Source organism: Pseudogracilibacillus sp. SO30301A (assembly GCF_037072025.1).
Classification (GTDB): Bacteria; Bacillota; Bacilli; order Bacillales; family Amphibacillaceae; genus Pseudogracilibacillus.
The window spans coordinates 57,103-73,317 of sequence record NZ_JAXHDD010000018.1 but is presented as its reverse complement, the minus strand read 5'-3'; the positions used below and the strand labels follow the sequence as shown (position 1 = coordinate 73,317).

The following is a 16,215-nucleotide window of genomic DNA, read 5'->3' as shown; positions in this document are numbered from 1 at the left end:
CATTTTGTTAAAGATTGATTGTTATAAGTTTACCTGAAAATATAATAACACTAAAGTATCGTACGACATCTATCCTAACAGAGGGGGAGGATTAACTATTTAATGATGAATTACTTTTTGAAGAAGAAAAGTTTGACAGAAAAGGAAAGGAAACCTTTCAATTTTTATAAATTGGCCAACTTATCCCCCAAAGTAAGATTAAAAGTATAAGCAACAAGGTTGATTGGGATCTCTTTTTGTTCAAAGTATTTCTCCTTTACATCACTTGTTGATCGACCCATGAACTCCTTGTCACCTCACGTATCTCTACATTGTCACAACAATTAAAAACAAAAGGATTAAAGCCCTTAAGATTATTCCTATACGTGCCATGCCTTTACCTTCATGATTTATTACTTTCATTCCAACCAATCCAAAAATTATCCCCATGATTGCTAATAAGATACTCAAAACAGGATTTGGTATGATAAATATGAATACAATGGCAAGCACACCAAAAAGTAAGTGCGTCCAGCACGGGCTTTAATTAGGTAATGAAAGTTTACTACATGATACTCCAAGTATGAACAAAAGTGATTAGGTGTTTATTGCATCATAAAATGATACATGTAGTTTTTAGGAGTAAGTAACGTTTTGCTTTTTATGTATGCTACTATCTATGAACTTCTCTTTAGGAAATAAACCTTTAAATTATTTGTAGTTGTTTAGGGAAAGAAGTTAATACTTCCGTTTGCCCTTCCTTATTAATGTAAACTTCATCTTCGATTCTAACGCCACCATATCCTGGTATATAAATACCCGGTTCAATCGTAAATAGTAATCCACTTTCAGCAATCGATTCATTCGTCATATGAACGGATGGCTCTTCGTGTACTTCGACGCCAAGGCCATGTCCAACACGGTTATGAAAGAAGTCACCATAATCTGCTTCTTGAATAACATTACGTGCTGCAATATCAAATTCCTTCATCTGTTTACCAGCTTTAATTGCATTGATACCGGCTTCATTAGACGCCAAGACGATATTATAAATTTCCCTTTGTTTTTCTGATGCCTCACCAATAATAAATGTCCGCGTAATATCTGAGCAATAGCCATTTTTCATAACACCCATATCGATGAGCAAAAAATCACCTTTTTGGAATGTTCGTTCACCTGGACTACCATGTGGTAAAGCAGCTTTCTCACCAGATAAAACGAGCGTAGTGAAAGATGGGCTATCTGCACCAAATTTACGCATTAAATACTCAAGTTCAGCGATAAATTCGAGTTCAGTCATACCAATCTCGACTTTTTTAATCCCCTCTTTCATGACGCGTTCAATAATGTCAACTGCATCTTGGGCAAATTCAATTTCCTTTTCCGACTTTTTCATTCGTTGCACATTAATTTGCGGTTGGATGTCAAACAAAGTTGCATTTGAAATGATGTTTTCTAATCCTTCTAAACGGAAAACTGACACCGCTTTTTTCTCCATTCCAAATACAGCAAGGTTAGTGTTAATAGTCTGATTGACAATATCAAAAGGATCTTGTGCATCTGAAATAGGTATAATTGTTTCAATAATTGAATCATTTTTAGCAATTTCTGCATCTAGTTCTGGAACAAAAAAGAAGTACTGATCTGAACGTGTGTCAATCATTAAAGCTAGAAAACGTTCATGTGGATCCGTATTAAATCCTGTATAATAAAAAACGTTTGGAGGATAAGTAATCATAGCTATATCCACTTTTTCCTTTTTTAAATAAGTTGTCAGTTCATCTAATCGTTGTTCATATTCTTTTTTCAATATTAACGTCTCCTTTTTTTGGTAATAAATTATAATGGTATTTTACAATAAATCAACTAAGACAAATATTATTTTTGCATACGTTCGTGAAACTCATCATGCAGATTTAGTGCTATGTCACTACAATTAGTGGCTGACTTGGGTAATGATGAAATTCACTCAAGTGTATAAAAACCATACAGTAAAGAATGTTATTAGTAAAGTATATGATGAGAAATATCGTTGAAATTAGCTTCGTGTCTTCCTAGTAATCTTTAAGTTTGGTTAATATTTAGAAAAATCTTGTAACACTTCAAAAAATATGGTATATTCATAAACAGTTTAAGTAATACAGTAATTATTTGCTTTTTCTAAAATAATTAAAGTAATACAGTAATTATTTTAACTTTTGAGAAAGGAATTAAAATATGGATGAAATATTTCAAAAAATAAAACAATTGCGGTTTGAACATAGAATGACTTTAAAGGAATTAAGTGAAAAGACAGATTTATCTGTTAGTTTTTTATCTCAAATCGAGAGGGGAACATCGTCACTTGCTATCACGTCATTAAAAAAAATTGCGGATGCATTCGGGGTAAAGATGGTTCATTTTTTTGAAGAAACAGAAAATTCGAACCATGCGGTAAAAAAACAAGATCAAAAACCATTTAGGATAGAAAACTCTGATTATACGTATATCAGGTTAAGCAATAATTTTACGGATAGAAAAATGGAACCATTTCTCGTAACGTTAAAACCGAAGCATAAAGCAAATGAAAACGCTTCTCATTCGGGGGAAGAGTTTTATTATGTCCTATCAGGTGCGATATTAATCACTGTAGATCAAACAGAGTATTATTTGCAAGAAGGAGAGGCGATTCACTTCCCATCGTCATTTCCCCATATTTGGGAAAATCCATTAGATCAAGAAACTACATTACTTTCAGTCAATACTCCAGTTATTTTTTAATGATCTATATTTTACCATTACGTCATCAATTCATATGTTAAAGAAGATAGACTGATAGACAAAAGTGTTAAATGTTTCATTAAAATATATCCATACTTTACTAGTCTATCTAAAAAGGGGAGAAGTTTATGACCTTACTTAAAATAGAAGATTTAACCATTAAATTTAAATCACGTAAGGGTGTTGTTACGGCGGTAGATAAATTAAGTTTAGATGTAAAAAAAGGCAGTTCACTAGGAATTGTTGGCGAAAGCGGAAGTGGAAAAAGCGTTACCTCTCTTGCAATAATGGGTCTTTTACAAGAGAAAAACACAGAAATATCGGGCAAGATTCATTTTGAAGACGTGGATTTATTAACGCTTTCGGCTGAAGAAAAGCGGAAAATAAGAGGAAAATCAATATCAATGATATTCCAGGAACCGATGACATCACTTAATCCTCTACACACTTGCGGTAAGCAGATTATGGAACCTATTCTAATTCATCAAAAAGGTGTTAGTAAGAAAGAAGTAAAAGAAACTGCAATCGATATGTTAAGAATGGTTGGGATACCTTCACCCGAACAAAGATTTCATGAGTATCCACATCAAATGTCCGGTGGAATGCGTCAAAGAATCATGATTGCTATCGCATTAGTTTGTAATACGAAACTATTAATAGCGGACGAGCCAACTACTGCTTTAGATGTGACTATTCAAGCTCAAATTTTAGATTTAATGAAAAATCTAAGTAAGGGCAGTGATATGAGTATTCTTATGATATCCCATGACTTAGGTGTTGTGAAAGAAATGTGTGAAGAAGTGGTAGTTATGTATACGGGTCAAATAGTTGAAAAAAGTCCAGCGGAGCTCGTTTTTGAAGATCCTCTCCATCCATATACAAAAGGATTGTTAAATGCAATACCTAAAATTTCAAGTGAAGTTGAAAGACTTGAAACGATTGAAGGAAATGTTCCTGATGCACTTAATATGCCAAAGGGTTGTCATTTTCAATCGCGTTGCAAATACGCCATGGATCGATGTGTACATCAAACACCTCCATTATTTAAACAGGGGGATGGTCGTGAAGTAAGATGTTTTCTTTATGACGGAGTGGGAAGGGACGAGGATATAAATGCAACAAATTGATACCACCAGCAATGAGAGAGCATCGAAACATAATGAAACGGAAAATATTTTAGAGGTTTCTCACTTAAGAAAAACGTTCCAAATTAAAGGAGCAGATGGGAAAAAAGGTTTGCTCAAAGCGGTAAATGATGTCTCTTTTACCATAAAAAAAGGGGAAACATTTAGCCTTGTTGGTGAAAGTGGGTGTGGTAAGAGTACATTAGCTAGGACACTTCTTGGACTCCATCCTGCAGATGATGGATCGAAGATTATTTTTAAAGGTGAAGATATTACGAATATGACACGGTCGAAACAAAAACAATTTGCGAGACAAGCTCAATTAATTTTCCAAGACCCATCAGCTTGTTTAAATCCACGTAGAACGATTAAGCAAATTTTATTGGAACCATTCAAAATTCATAAAATTAAAAATGGTGAATCAAAAATAAAGGAACTATTGGATCTAGTAGGTTTAGGATCGCGTTATTTGGATATGTATCCTCATGAAATGTCAGGTGGTCAGAAACAGCGGGTCGGTATTGCTAGGGCATTGGCATTAGATCCTGAGCTAATTGTATGTGATGAACCAGTCTCAGCTTTAGATGTATCTATACAAGCACAAGTAATTAATTTACTAGAAGATTTGCAGAAACAATTGAATCTTACGTATTTATTTATTTCACATGATTTAAGTGTTGTTCACCATATTAGTGATCGGGTCGGTGTGATGTATTTAGGGGAAATTGTTGAGTTAACCACTCGCGATAAATTGTATGAGGAAACACAACATCCTTATACAAAATCCCTTCTCTCATCTATTCCGGAAACGGATGGGAAGACTAGAGAGAAAATCATTCTTAAAGGAGATGTACCAAGTCCTTCTAATCCACCAGCTGGTTGTAGGTTTCACACTAGATGTCCATCTGTAATGGATATTTGTAAAAAAGAAGCACCAGATTTTATTCAAACTGATAATGATCACTCTGTAGCTTGCCACTTATTTACAAAGTGATTTTATAAAATATTAAAAAGGGGTTTTGTAGAATGAGAAAGATTTCTTTACTGGCTGTTGTGTTAATGTTATCTTTATTTCTTTTTGCATGTGGTAAACAGAGCGAGACTGGAGGAAATTCGTCTTCTGAAGGGGATACAATTGTGATTGGAATAGCATCAGACTGGAAAACGATGGATCCAGCTCGTGCTTATGAAGTGTATGCGAATCTTTACTTTTATGCTACATATGAGAATTTATACATGGTGGAAGGATCAGAATTTACTCCTAAACCAGCCCTTGCTACAGACCATACAATAGATGATTCAGGTCTTGTCTATACTTTTACACTTGACGAGGGACGTAAGTTTTCAAGTGGGAATGATGTAACAGTGGATGACGTTGTATTTAGTATTAATCGTACAATGAATATTAAGGATAATGCTTCTGCTCTTACAGAAGGTATTGAAAAAGTGGAAGCAAAAGACGACAAACATGTTGTTATCACACTTAAAGAGAAAGATTCATCATTTCTTTCAAAAATTACTAGTAATGCTTTTGCTATTGTAGATAGTGAAGTTGTGAAAGAAGAAGGTGGTACGGACGCGGAAGATGCAAGTACGACGGACGAGGCAACTGCTAGTCTTGATAGTGCTTCAGCTGGAAGTGGTCCATATGTATTGAAAAAGTGGACTGAAAATACGGAGATGGTTCTCGAGGAAAACCCTCATTATAATGGGACTGTTCATGCAAGTCAGATCATAATCAAAGAAATGCCTGATCCAAACACGCAAATTCAAGCGCTTGAAAACGGAGAAATTGATGTTGCACTAAGTGTAGGACCAGATCAAGTGGAAAGTATTGAATCTAGTGATAATGTTGAGGTCGTATCCTCACCAACTTCGACAATGTCCTTTTTATTAATGAATAATAGTGAAGAAATAGGCAAAGAAATGTCAGATCCACTAGTTCAACAAGCAGTACGCTATGCGCTTGATTATGAAGGGTTCCAACAATTAGCAGGTGAAGGGGCACTATTACCTTTATCTTTTGTGCAAGATGGTTTTGTAGGTGCTAAATCTAGAGATGAAAACTATCAAGATATTGAAAAGGCAAAAGACCTAATGAAAGAAGCGGGATATGAAGATGGGTTTACCGTACCTTTAACAACCGCTAACTTTGATTCTGAAGGATTATCATGGACGACAATTGCGGAAAAGGTAAAAGAAGATCTAGCGGAAATTAATATTGATGTAGAAATAAAAACGGGAGAAATAGGTGTTGTCATTGAAGACTATAGAGGAGGTAATAGTCCATTTCTAGTCATGCACTGGTCGCCAGACTACTTTGATGTCAATAATCAATTAGCATTTGTTCCAGATAATATTGTAGGAACACGTGCAAACTGGGATTCAACAGGACATGATGATTTGCTGAGTTTAGCCGAGCAAGTACAAGTAGAAACAGATGAATCGAAACGTGCAGAAATGTCGGGTGAAATGCAAGAATTAATGGCAGAGAATAGCCCTTATGGTTTTTTAATACAGCATCCTAAAACTTTCGCTATCAGTACTGAACTTGAAGGGGTTACTTATAATGATTTGTTCAAGTTACCTTTAAATGAGTTAAAACTTTCCAAATAATAAGAATATACTGAAGGCTATTAGTAGGTAGTTTTTCACACAATTTAGTGAATTCCATCATGCAGATTTAGTGCTACATCACTACAACATGTAGTTTCGAAGAATTTTTCTTAACTACATGCTGTAGTGAGGTGGCTGATTTTGGTAATGACGAAATTCACACAATTATATTTTTAAATTTTGATTTTGTTGTAAGGTGCTTTTAGTTAGGAGTGAATTAAAATTGTTCAGATATATTGGTAGACGTTTATTATTTCTACTATTCTTGTTATTTGGTGTATCATTCCTTGTTTTTATGATCTCCCATTTAGTGCCAAGTGATCCTGTTGCTTCTAATTTAAGTCAAGCGGCAATGAGTAATCCTGAAGTTGTTGCTGCCTATAAAGAGAAGTGGGGCTTGGATAAATCGTTATTTAGTCAATTTGTTTTATACTTTCAAAATCTACTAATGGGTGATTTAGGTACATCGATTCGAACAGGGAATCCTGTGTTGGAAGATTTAATGCAATTTTTTCCAGCAACAATGGAATTATCGATCGTAGCTATGACAATTGCTTTAATTTTTGGAGTATTATTTGGAATTATCTCTGCCATTTATAGAAACAAGGCAATTGATCATGTTGTTCGTACGATTTCAATTAGTGGAGTTTCCATCCCGAGTTTTTGGTTTGCCTTAATTACGTTAAGTTTTTTCTCTTCATTCCTAGGACTTACACCTGGACCAGGCAGAATTGATTCAAGGTCAGCAACACCAGAGGGTGGAACAGGGCTACTATTATTTGATTCACTCATTAGTGGAGATTTTCAATTGTTCACGGATGTTGTTATGCACTTAGCACTCCCTGGACTAGTGTTAGGGTTGTTTACAATGGGATTAATAGCACGTCAAACAAGATCGAATTTACTTGAAGTGATGTCAACAGACTATATTCGAACAGCCAGATCAAAGGGTTTAAAAGAATCAGGTGTCATTATCAGACATGCACTTGCTAATTCTTTAATACCGGTTCTTACAGTTGCAGGATTAGGGTTTAGTAATTTGCTAGGTGGTATGGTACTTATTGAAAATATTTTTGCATGGCCAGGAATTGGTCAATATGCTTATCACTCAGCAGTTTCACTCGATTTTCCTGCTATAACAGGTGTGTCATTATTAATTGCATTTATTTTTGTTATTATTAATTTATTTATTGATATCCTTTATGGAATTATTGATCCGAGAGTGAGGTACAAATGATGAAGACGTTTAGTTCTTTTATTACACAAAAAGGATTTCTTTTTAAACTAGGATTATTCATTTGTACAATGTGGATTATTATAGCTTTTTTTGCACCTTTTATCGCTACACATAGTACAATTGCACAGGATTTATCTATTAGATATCTAGGACCAAGTGCTTCACATTTTTTTGGAACGGATGAGCTGGGTCGTGACGTTTTTTCCAGGGTTATTTATGGTTCAAGAATTTCTTTAACAGCAGGTATTATTACGGTTGTTAGCGCGTTTCTCTTTGGACTCTTATTTGGGGGAATTGCTGGATATAAAGGCGGAATAATAGACGAAGTAATGATGCGTTTTTCAGAGCTTATTATGGCATTTCCTCCATTAATTTTAGCAATGGTAATTGCTGCTGCACTCGGACCAAGTGTTTTTAATACTGTCATAGCAATGGCTATTATTTGGTGGCCTAACTATGCAAGGTTGATGCGTTCAATGGTTATTTCTTTGAAAGAAAGTGAGTATGTCACTGCATCCCGTGCAATGGGTGCCTCACATCTTAGGGTACTATTTTTAGAGATTATCCCAAACAGTTTAGGATCATTGTTGGTTATGGTAACACTTGACCTTGGGAATGCCATTTTGATGTTCGCTGGATTAAGCTTTCTTGGGCTCGGAACACAACCACCCACACCTGAATGGGGTTCAATGGTATCTGGGGGTGCAGAGGCGATGCACAATTGGTGGGTGTCCACCTTTCCAGGTTTAGCAATATTTTCAGTAGCTATAGCTGCTAACTTTGTGGGTGATGGTTTACGTGACTTTTTAGATCCAAAACTAAAAAATGAATAGGTGGGAATATAAATGAAAAAAGTAAATATTAATGATATTGACCCTGTCGGCATGCCGATGTATGAAATGAAAAAGTTATTTAATAAGCAAGGTAATTTTAACGAAATAAGTATGAGTGTTATTTCACTCTTACCAGGGGAGCGTGTTCCAGCTGAGGGAATGAGCTGTCATGAGGAAGATGAGTATTCTTTCTTTATCAGTGGAGAAGTGGATACCTACTGTGATGGAAAATATAGTGTAGAAAAGGCAGGAGATGCGACATTTATACCTACCGGCATGGAACATTGGTGTATAAATAATGGTAATGAGCCTTGCAAGTTAGTTTGCTTTATGTTGAAAAAAGCAGAATAATGAAATTGAGGGGTGAAGTACTATTTCACATAAATTTTACTAAATGTTATAAGCTATAATAAAGCTAGGAAATACTAGTCAAAAAGTCATTTAAATGGTTCCGATTATCAGTTTGATGATCGGAACCATTTTTTATCTCTTCTAACCCGAACATCTGACTGCATGTAAGCACAAAGAATAGTTTTGATCAATGATCTGAGTAACTTGCATGGAATCTGTAAATGCTTGATCAAAATTGAGGCTTTTATTATTTCCTCTTAGTTTTCCATATAAACTCTTTGCGGTTTATGAATTTAGTCAAATATCTTCTCGTTATTTTATGCAAGCCCAAGATTTCGTGCCACTTATCTATACAATCCCAACATGCTCCATTACCCTCTAAATCCTACGACATTACCTTTACAGAAATATTCACAAGTTATAGTAATCACTCCTAGATGTATTACTATATATATCGGTTGATTCCATCAATTTTAAATGTTTACACACTTCACTTTTTTAGATCCCCCAAATAGCGTAAATAGATTTATTTTCATGTATCGTTCTGCTTCTGAAAAAAAGTGTGATGACCACTACTTTAAGTAGCGAGACATCACACTTTTTTGTATTGTATATAATTCAACCGAATTGTATTAAGATACTTGTATTTGCATTTACTGAAACTTCAACTTAACTTTCCACTATAGTACTTTTTATATTAATGTCTAAACGATTTTCAGTTACATAAATGATTACGGTTATTTCATTATCAATCTAAAATATTACACCTTTTTCATAGAAATCGCTTGACGGATTTTTTGAAGTGCCTTTTTACCATCCTTATCTTGGGCAACCATTACATTAGTATATAATGCATCAATTAAGCTCAATTGACCCAGTCGTGATGATAGCGCCTCTGATCTAAAATCGGTTTCCTCTGAAACTGTATATAGGGAGAGGGTAGCTTCTTTGGTTAATGGGGACTTGGCAAAATTGGTGATACTAATTGTCTTTACTTCATTTTGATTCAACAGATAAATAATATCTAGCATATCTTGTGTAGATCCCGAATGTGAAATTAAAATAGCTACATCATCTTTTGTTAATTGAGAAGCAGACATTAATTGCATATGTGATTCAAGATCAGCACTAACATTGATGCCCGAGCGGATGAATTTATGATATGCATCCATAGCAACAACTGCTGAACCCCCACTACCATAGAAATATACTCTTTTAGCACCTAGAATTAATTCAACTGCCTTATTTATCATATTTCCGTCTAAAATCTTTAATGTTTCTTTTAATGTATTTATATTAGAATGAAAAACCTTTTTAGAAACAACTTCAGTACTATCGCCATCTTTAATACCTTCATGAATATCGTTTATTGGGTTAACAATTTCAGCGGCAAGAGAAATTTTTAAGGCTTGATATCCTTTAAAACCAATTCTTTGGCAAAACCTAAATACTGTAGAATCAGCTAAGCATAGTTCATCTGACACTTGATTAATAGTATGATTAATGATGTTTTTTGGGTTTTTTAAAATATAATCAGCAATTTCCTTCTCTTTAATACTAAAATTACTATAATTTGAACGAATTCGTGCTAAGGCATGTTTCTGATTATCTTCTATCATTCGATAACTCCCTTATTTGCTATTTATTCCATTATATAAGAAATATTTTTTTTTAAAAGTGTTGACTATAGAAAAAAATTTGATATTATTAAATTATTATCGAAAAATATTTCCTTAAATAATTTGTATACAAAAATATTTTTCATGTAAAATGATATAATTTTGGAGGTTGTCATGGAAATAGGTGTAATAGGTTTAGGGAAAATGGGCTTAAATTTATCAAAAAACTTGTTGGATAAAGGCTACTTTATAAGTGGCTATGATAAAAATATGTCAGTAGAGCATACATCATATCCAAAGGGTTTGAATCTATCTAATTCATTAAAGGATCTTGTCAATTCTTTGTCTGTACCTAGAAAAATATGGTTAATGGTTCCGGCTGGAAATGTTACAGAGGAGGTTATCAAGGAATTATCCTTTTTATTAGAAGAAGGAGATATGTTAATCGATGGGGGAAATTCAAATTATCAAGATACTGTAAGAAGATCCGATAAATTAAAGGAAAAGAAAATATACTATTTCGACTGTGGTACAAGTGGAGGACCAAGTGGGGCAAGAAATGGTGTATGTTCCATGATTGGTGGCGATCAAGATAAGTTCAAAGAAATTGAACATATTTTTAAAGATATTTCACTTGAAAATGGTTATATGTATACTGGAGAAGCTGGAAGTGGACATTTTTTAAAAATGGTACATAACGGTATAGAATATGGCATGATGCAAGCCATTGCTGAAGGATTTGAAATATTGAACAAAAGTGAATATAACTACGATATGGAGAAAGTTGCGCGTGTTTGGAATAATGGGTCTGTTGTTCGCTCTTGGTTAATGGAATTAATGGAAGATATTTTTTCAGCCGATCCCAATTTAGAAAATCTTAAAGGTGTAATGGGATCCTCAGGGGAAGGGAAATGGACAGTTGAAACCGCATTGGATCTACAAGTACCGGCACCTGTCATTACTTTAGCATTAATGATGCGATATCGTTCATTAGAATATGATACTTTTACTGGGAAAGTAATCGCTGCATTACGTAGAGAATTTGGTGGTCATGATGTTATTTTGAAGTAATTGTATTCAATATTTTATAAGTTAGTTAATAAATGGGGTGAACTTTTGAAAAAAAATAAAGCAAATGCAAATAAGGGATTTGGTCATAAATTAATATCTGAATTTAAAATGATCTCCAAGGATCCAATATTACTTATTACCATAATAGCTGTTATTTTTTCCTTATTTTTATTTATTATTCTTCCACTTTATCATGTTCTAAAACAGAGTTTAATTGATTTAGATGGTAATTTCTCTATATCAGGATACATAACAGCATTTACGTCATCATCTAATTTTGCATCTATTGTTAATACATTAGTTTTAGCAACGATTGTTGGTGTAATAGCAACCATTATTGGATTTGTTTTCGCTTATGCGGCTGCGTATATCAAAATGCGTGGAAAGAAATTATTTAATTTAATTGCTATTTTACCATTAATTTCACCACCTTTTGCTATTTCGATCTCTATCATTTTCATGTTTGGAAGTCGTGGCTTGATTACTCATGATTTATTAGGGCTAAATGACTTTAATATATATGGTTTAACAGGGTTAGTATTAGTGCAATCTTTATCTTTTTTTCCTTTAGCATATCTTTTGTTAAGTGGGGTTTTAGAGACAATTGACCCATCGATGGAGGAAGCTTCCCAAAATTTAGGTGGTTCAAGATGGAATACCTTTGCAAAAGTAACATTTCCTTTAGCAAAGCCTGCAATTGTAAACGCTTTTTTATTAGTTTTTATTAAATCAATTGCTGATTTTGGTAACCCTATTGCAATAGGAGGGGGCTATAATACACTTGCGGTGCAAATATATCAGCAGGCTATAGGTAATTATGATATGGCTGGTGCAGCTGCCTTAGCTGTCATTTTATTAGATATATCTTTAATTATGTTCATAGTTCAAAAATATTACTTTGAAAATAAATCGTATGTTACCGTCACTGGAAAGTCAGCAAAGGAACGCTTAATGATTGGAGAAAAGCATATTAGACTACCAATTTCTATGTTTTGTATAACTGCTTCTCTTATTATTATTGCGTTGTATGCATTAATACCATTAGGATCTGTTGTTAAATTGTGGGGTATCAATTATTCTCTTACTTTCGATCACTATATCTATGTCTTTTCGGTAGGTAAGAAAGCAATCCTCGATACTACTATTTTCGCTGCTATTGCGGCTCCAATCACTGGAATTGTTGGAATGATTGTTGCATATCTAATTGTCCGTAAACGATTCCTAGGTAGAACCTTTGTTGACTTTACCTCAATGTTAGGTATTGCTATTCCAGGTACAGTTATAGGTATCGGATATATTTTGGCATTTAATTCACCACCTGTTGTTTTAACAGGAACTGCTTTAATTTTAATTATTGCATTTATAGCTCGGAGTGTCCCAGTAGGTATTAAATCAGCAGTAACGACCTTACAGCAAATTGACCCAAGTATTGAAGAAGCGGCACAAGATTTAGGTGCGAATTCGTTTAAGGTCTTTACAACGATTACTTTACCAATGATAAAAACAGCATTTTTAGGTGGACTCATTTACTCCTTTATAAAAAGTATGACAGCATTAAGTGCAGTCATATTCTTAATATCAGCTAAATACAACTTAATGACGATTGTAATATTAGACCAAGTAGAGGTTGGGAAATTTGGTACAGCATCTGCTTTCTCAACCGTGTTAATTGCAATCGTATATTTAGCGATATTTATTATGTACAGAATCGTTGGGTTATTTGGAGTAAGTAAAAAAGACATTAAGTTGACTAAGGGGTGATGATGATGGGTGCTAATAAAGCATTGGAATTAAAAAATATTTCGAAAATGTACAATTCAGTCAGTAATGACAAAGAGTTTTTGGCAGTTGATGATATTTCTGTCTCAATTAAAGCAGGTGAATTTGTCACATTGTTGGGACCATCTGGTTGTGGTAAAACGACCACCTTACGAATGTTAGCAGGATTTGAAATCCCAACAGAAGGAGACATTCTTTTAGGCGGAAAAAAATTAAATGACATTCCTGCGAATAAGAGAAACACAACAATGGTTTTTCAAAGTTATGCTTTATTTCCTCATTATAATATTTTTGATAATATTGCATACGGGTTAAAAATTAAAAAAGTACCAAAACATGAAATCAAGGATAAAGTAGTGAAAATTATTAAACTTGTTGGTTTGGAAAATCTTGAAAAACGATTTCCAGGTCAACTTTCCGGCGGGCAACAACAACGTGTTGCTTTAGCTAGATCGCTCGTAATGGAGCCAGATTTACTGTTGTTTGATGAACCTTTATCGAATCTTGATGCTAAGCTTCGAGTTTATATGAGAAATGAAATTAAAAAAATTCAAAGAAGATTAGGTCTAACAAGTGTTTTTGTTACCCATGATCAAGCAGAGGCTTTAAGTTTATCAGATAGAATTATCATTATGAACAAAGGGAAAATTGAACAAGTTGGTACACCTCAAGAGATTTATCAATATCCTAAGTCTGAGTTTGTAGCAGATTTCATAGGTAATGCAAATTTTGTTGATGGGATTATAAAAGAGATAGGGGATGAGTATATAACAGTTGATTTCTTAGGTAGTGTCACGAAAATAAAAAATAAAGGACTTGCAGATTTTAAGGTAAACGAGGAAGTAAAAGTTGTCATAAGACCTGAAGCAATTAATTTAAAAACAGATGGAAATTATAATGGAAAAGTAACATTATCAACATTTATGGGAAACACACAGGAATATTCTATTTTATTAAAAGGTAGCACACTATTCGTTGAGGAGCCAAATCCGGCAGGTAAAACAATATATAGAGAGGATGAAAATGTACGATTTTCGATCCAAGAAGAAGGACTCCATGTAGTTCCAAAAAAAATAAATAAAAGATGGGGAGTTAAGGATGATGTTTAAAAATAGTATAAAAATGTTATTAGTCTTTACAATTTTCACTTTAGTAACGGCATGTGGAAGTACTGATGATTCAAGTAGTAGTGAAAGGAAAGAAGGAAATTCATCTGAATCATTAACAATGTATATTGGAGTAGTGGAGGAACAAGCGTTAAAAATCGCTCAAGAGTTTGAAAAGGATACTGGTATTAAAGTTGACTTTGTTAGAATGAGTGGAGGCGAAATTTTAAGTAGAGTAAGAGCCGAGAAGGATAATCCTAAAGCAAGTATATGGTATGGAGGTCCTGCAGATTCATTTGTAGCAGCAAAAGATGAAGAACTTTTACATCCATACATTTCACCAAATAGCGAAAATATTGATGATCAATTAAAGGATGAAGATGGTTACTGGACAGGAATTTATAATGAAGTATTGGGCTTTATTTTGGATGATCGTTTTTTTGACGAACGAGGCATTGACAAGCCAAGCACATGGAAGGATTTATTAAATGAAGAATATAATGGTCAAATTGCCGTAGCAAACCCTGGTGCTTCTGGTACTGCTTTTCTACTACTTTCTGGAATGGTACAAGAATTAGGTGAAGAAGAAGGACTTCAGTATATGGAGGAACTAGATAATAATGTAAAACAATATACTAAATCTGGATCTGCACCAGCTAAATCAGCTGGTCTAGGTGAAGCTGCAATAGGTATTACATTTATCCATAATGGATTACGTCATATGGAAGAAGGTTTTGATAATATAAGTGTTGTTGCACCTGAGGATGGTACTTGGTCTTCTACCGCAGCAGTAGGAATTATTGAAGGTGCACCAGAACTTGATGCAGCAAAAGAATTCGTTGACTGGGCATTAACAAAAGAGGCACAAGAAATCGGTCAACAATTTGGCTCCTATCAATTTCCGTCAAATCCTGATGCAAATATACCTGAACAAGCTAAACCATATGAAAATGTGAATATTTTAGATTATGATTTAGATTGGTCAGGTGAAAACAGAGCAGGATTGGTTGAAAAATGGGATAGTGCGATTAAAGAAGATAAAAAGGAACAATAAAAAAATTAACTATCCATTAAAATTGAATGCATCAAAAAAAGATGATCTCTCATTATTTATTTGAGATCATCTTTTTTTAATGGAAGGATATATTCAGTAAAGAGTCATTTCAGATATGTCACTTGAACAATTAATCATGTAGTGCTTAGCAAGCATATTTTATTTTTACTAGTAAAAATAAAATAAAAAAGCAACTTCAAAATGTAGTTTCGTTGAAACTTTATTAACTAAATATTGTAGTGATGTAGCTGATTGGGTAATAATGAAATTCGCCCAGATATGTATTTTCATTATTACTTCTTAAATACTCCGTGTTTAAATAATTTCCAAGAGGCTGCTAATCGATATTGGAATCTTTCATTTCCAGCATACATAAATTCAATAATTAATTCATCAAATAGACAGAGATAAGCATCAACAGCTTCTTCAATTTCTAAGTTTACTATATTTCCTTGTTTTTTCGCATGCTCAAATAAAGGAAATAGTAAGTTGCCTAATTCAGCAATTCGTTGATTTGTTTGAAGAAATAATTGGGACTTAAAATCGTAAGGTGGAGAATAAAGAGTTCATAGGCAAAATATAGAAACAACTTCACTTGTCAGTCGTTTCTCATAGTTGAGTAATAAATTATAAAGAGTATTCTCTACTAACATATCGTCCTTCAATTCCAATTCAAGTTGAAAAAA

At 33.8% G+C, this 16,215-nt stretch carries 13 protein-coding genes; 11 read left to right on the top strand and 2 right to left on the bottom strand.

What is annotated here, in order from left to right:
* Nucleotides 1-685: 685 nt before the first annotated feature.
* Entirely contained in the window at nucleotides 686-1,789 is a 1,104-nt protein-coding gene (locus SPD89_RS10850) for a M24 family metallopeptidase (RefSeq protein WP_336261968.1), read from the bottom strand.
* A 407-nt stretch (nucleotides 1,790-2,196) separates the two neighbouring features.
* On the opposite strand from SPD89_RS10850, the gene SPD89_RS10845 reads away from it, so the two are divergent.
* The 7 genes from SPD89_RS10845 to SPD89_RS10815 all read left to right on the top strand — a co-directional run bounded on the left by SPD89_RS10845 (nucleotide 2,197) and on the right by SPD89_RS10815 (nucleotide 8,900).
* On the top strand, nucleotides 2,197-2,739 hold the full coding sequence (locus tag SPD89_RS10845) for a helix-turn-helix domain-containing protein (RefSeq protein WP_336261967.1): 543 nt from the start codon (nucleotides 2,197-2,199) through the stop codon (nucleotides 2,737-2,739).
* A 128-nt stretch (nucleotides 2,740-2,867) separates the two neighbouring features.
* On the top strand, nucleotides 2,868-3,866 hold the full coding sequence (locus tag SPD89_RS10840) for an ABC transporter ATP-binding protein (RefSeq protein ID WP_336261966.1): 999 nt from the start codon (nucleotides 2,868-2,870) through the stop codon (nucleotides 3,864-3,866).
* Entirely contained in the window at nucleotides 3,853-4,857 is a 1,005-nt protein-coding gene (locus SPD89_RS10835; RefSeq protein WP_336261965.1) for an ABC transporter ATP-binding protein, read from the top strand. The genes SPD89_RS10840 and SPD89_RS10835 overlap by 14 nt, the downstream gene beginning before the upstream one ends.
* A 32-nt stretch (nucleotides 4,858-4,889) precedes the next feature.
* The gene (locus SPD89_RS10830) at nucleotides 4,890-6,479 is read left to right on the top strand and encodes an ABC transporter substrate-binding protein (RefSeq protein WP_336261964.1); all 1,590 of its coding nucleotides are present in this window, start codon (nucleotides 4,890-4,892) and stop codon (nucleotides 6,477-6,479) included.
* A gap of 223 nt (nucleotides 6,480-6,702) precedes the next feature.
* A complete protein-coding gene (locus tag SPD89_RS10825; RefSeq protein ID WP_336261963.1) occupies nucleotides 6,703-7,716 on the top strand; it encodes an ABC transporter permease in 1,014 nt (337 codons plus the stop codon).
* Nucleotides 7,716-8,549, top strand: a complete 834-nt coding sequence (locus tag SPD89_RS10820; RefSeq protein WP_336261962.1) for an ABC transporter permease — start codon at nucleotides 7,716-7,718, stop codon at nucleotides 8,547-8,549. The genes SPD89_RS10825 and SPD89_RS10820 overlap by 1 nt, the downstream gene beginning before the upstream one ends.
* Nucleotides 8,550-8,561: 12 nt before the next feature.
* Complete coding sequence (locus SPD89_RS10815) at nucleotides 8,562-8,900, top strand: cupin domain-containing protein (RefSeq protein WP_336261961.1); 339 nt, start codon at nucleotides 8,562-8,564, stop codon at nucleotides 8,898-8,900.
* A 761-nt stretch (nucleotides 8,901-9,661) separates the two neighbouring features.
* Here the strand turns inward: SPD89_RS10815 and SPD89_RS10810 are convergent.
* Complete coding sequence (locus SPD89_RS10810; RefSeq protein WP_336261960.1) at nucleotides 9,662-10,519, bottom strand: MurR/RpiR family transcriptional regulator; 858 nt, start codon at nucleotides 10,517-10,519, stop codon at nucleotides 9,662-9,664.
* Nucleotides 10,520-10,693: 174 nt separating this feature from the next.
* On the opposite strand from SPD89_RS10810, the gene gnd reads away from it, so the two are divergent.
* From gnd to SPD89_RS10790, 4 genes are read left to right on the top strand one after another with little or no spacing between them, the layout of a single operon-like run.
* A complete protein-coding gene (gene gnd, locus SPD89_RS10805) occupies nucleotides 10,694-11,590 on the top strand; it encodes a phosphogluconate dehydrogenase (NAD(+)-dependent, decarboxylating) (RefSeq protein ID WP_336261959.1) in 897 nt (298 codons plus the stop codon).
* Nucleotides 11,591-11,635: 45 nt separating this feature from the next.
* Nucleotides 11,636-13,351 carry an ABC transporter permease gene (locus tag SPD89_RS10800; RefSeq protein ID WP_336261958.1) on the top strand — a complete coding sequence of 572 codons (1,716 nt, stop codon included), beginning with the start codon at nucleotides 11,636-11,638 and terminating at the stop codon, nucleotides 13,349-13,351.
* 5 nt (nucleotides 13,352-13,356) lie between these two features.
* Nucleotides 13,357-14,478, top strand: a complete 1,122-nt coding sequence (locus SPD89_RS10795; protein WP_336261957.1) for an ABC transporter ATP-binding protein — start codon at nucleotides 13,357-13,359, stop codon at nucleotides 14,476-14,478.
* A complete protein-coding gene (locus SPD89_RS10790; RefSeq protein WP_336261956.1) occupies nucleotides 14,471-15,529 on the top strand; it encodes an ABC transporter substrate-binding protein in 1,059 nt (352 codons plus the stop codon). Before SPD89_RS10795 ends, SPD89_RS10790 begins: the two co-directional genes overlap by 8 nt.
* Nucleotides 15,530-16,215: the final 686 nt, after the last annotated feature.

Excerpts from the sequence above, each read along its gene's own strand:
- SPD89_RS10815 (WP_336261961.1), top strand. The coding sequence starts at position 8,562 with ATGAAAAAAGTAAATATTAATGATATTGACCCTGTCGGCATGCCGATG.
- SPD89_RS10840 (WP_336261966.1), top strand. The coding sequence starts at position 2,868 with ATGACCTTACTTAAAATAGAAGATTTAACCATTAAATTTAAATCACGT.
- SPD89_RS10810 (WP_336261960.1), bottom strand. The coding sequence starts at position 10,519 with ATGATAGAAGATAATCAGAAACATGCCTTAGCACGAATTCGTTCAAAT.
- SPD89_RS10845 (WP_336261967.1), top strand. The coding sequence starts at position 2,197 with ATGGATGAAATATTTCAAAAAATAAAACAATTGCGGTTTGAACATAGA.
- gnd (WP_336261959.1), top strand. The coding sequence starts at position 10,694 with ATGGAAATAGGTGTAATAGGTTTAGGGAAAATGGGCTTAAATTTATCA.
- SPD89_RS10790 (WP_336261956.1), top strand. The coding sequence starts at position 14,471 with ATGTTTAAAAATAGTATAAAAATGTTATTAGTCTTTACAATTTTCACT.
- SPD89_RS10820 (WP_336261962.1), top strand. The coding sequence starts at position 7,716 with ATGAAGACGTTTAGTTCTTTTATTACACAAAAAGGATTTCTTTTTAAA.
- SPD89_RS10795 (WP_336261957.1), top strand. The coding sequence starts at position 13,357 with ATGGGTGCTAATAAAGCATTGGAATTAAAAAATATTTCGAAAATGTAC.
- SPD89_RS10830 (WP_336261964.1), top strand. The coding sequence starts at position 4,890 with ATGAGAAAGATTTCTTTACTGGCTGTTGTGTTAATGTTATCTTTATTT.
- SPD89_RS10835 (WP_336261965.1), top strand. The coding sequence starts at position 3,853 with ATGCAACAAATTGATACCACCAGCAATGAGAGAGCATCGAAACATAAT.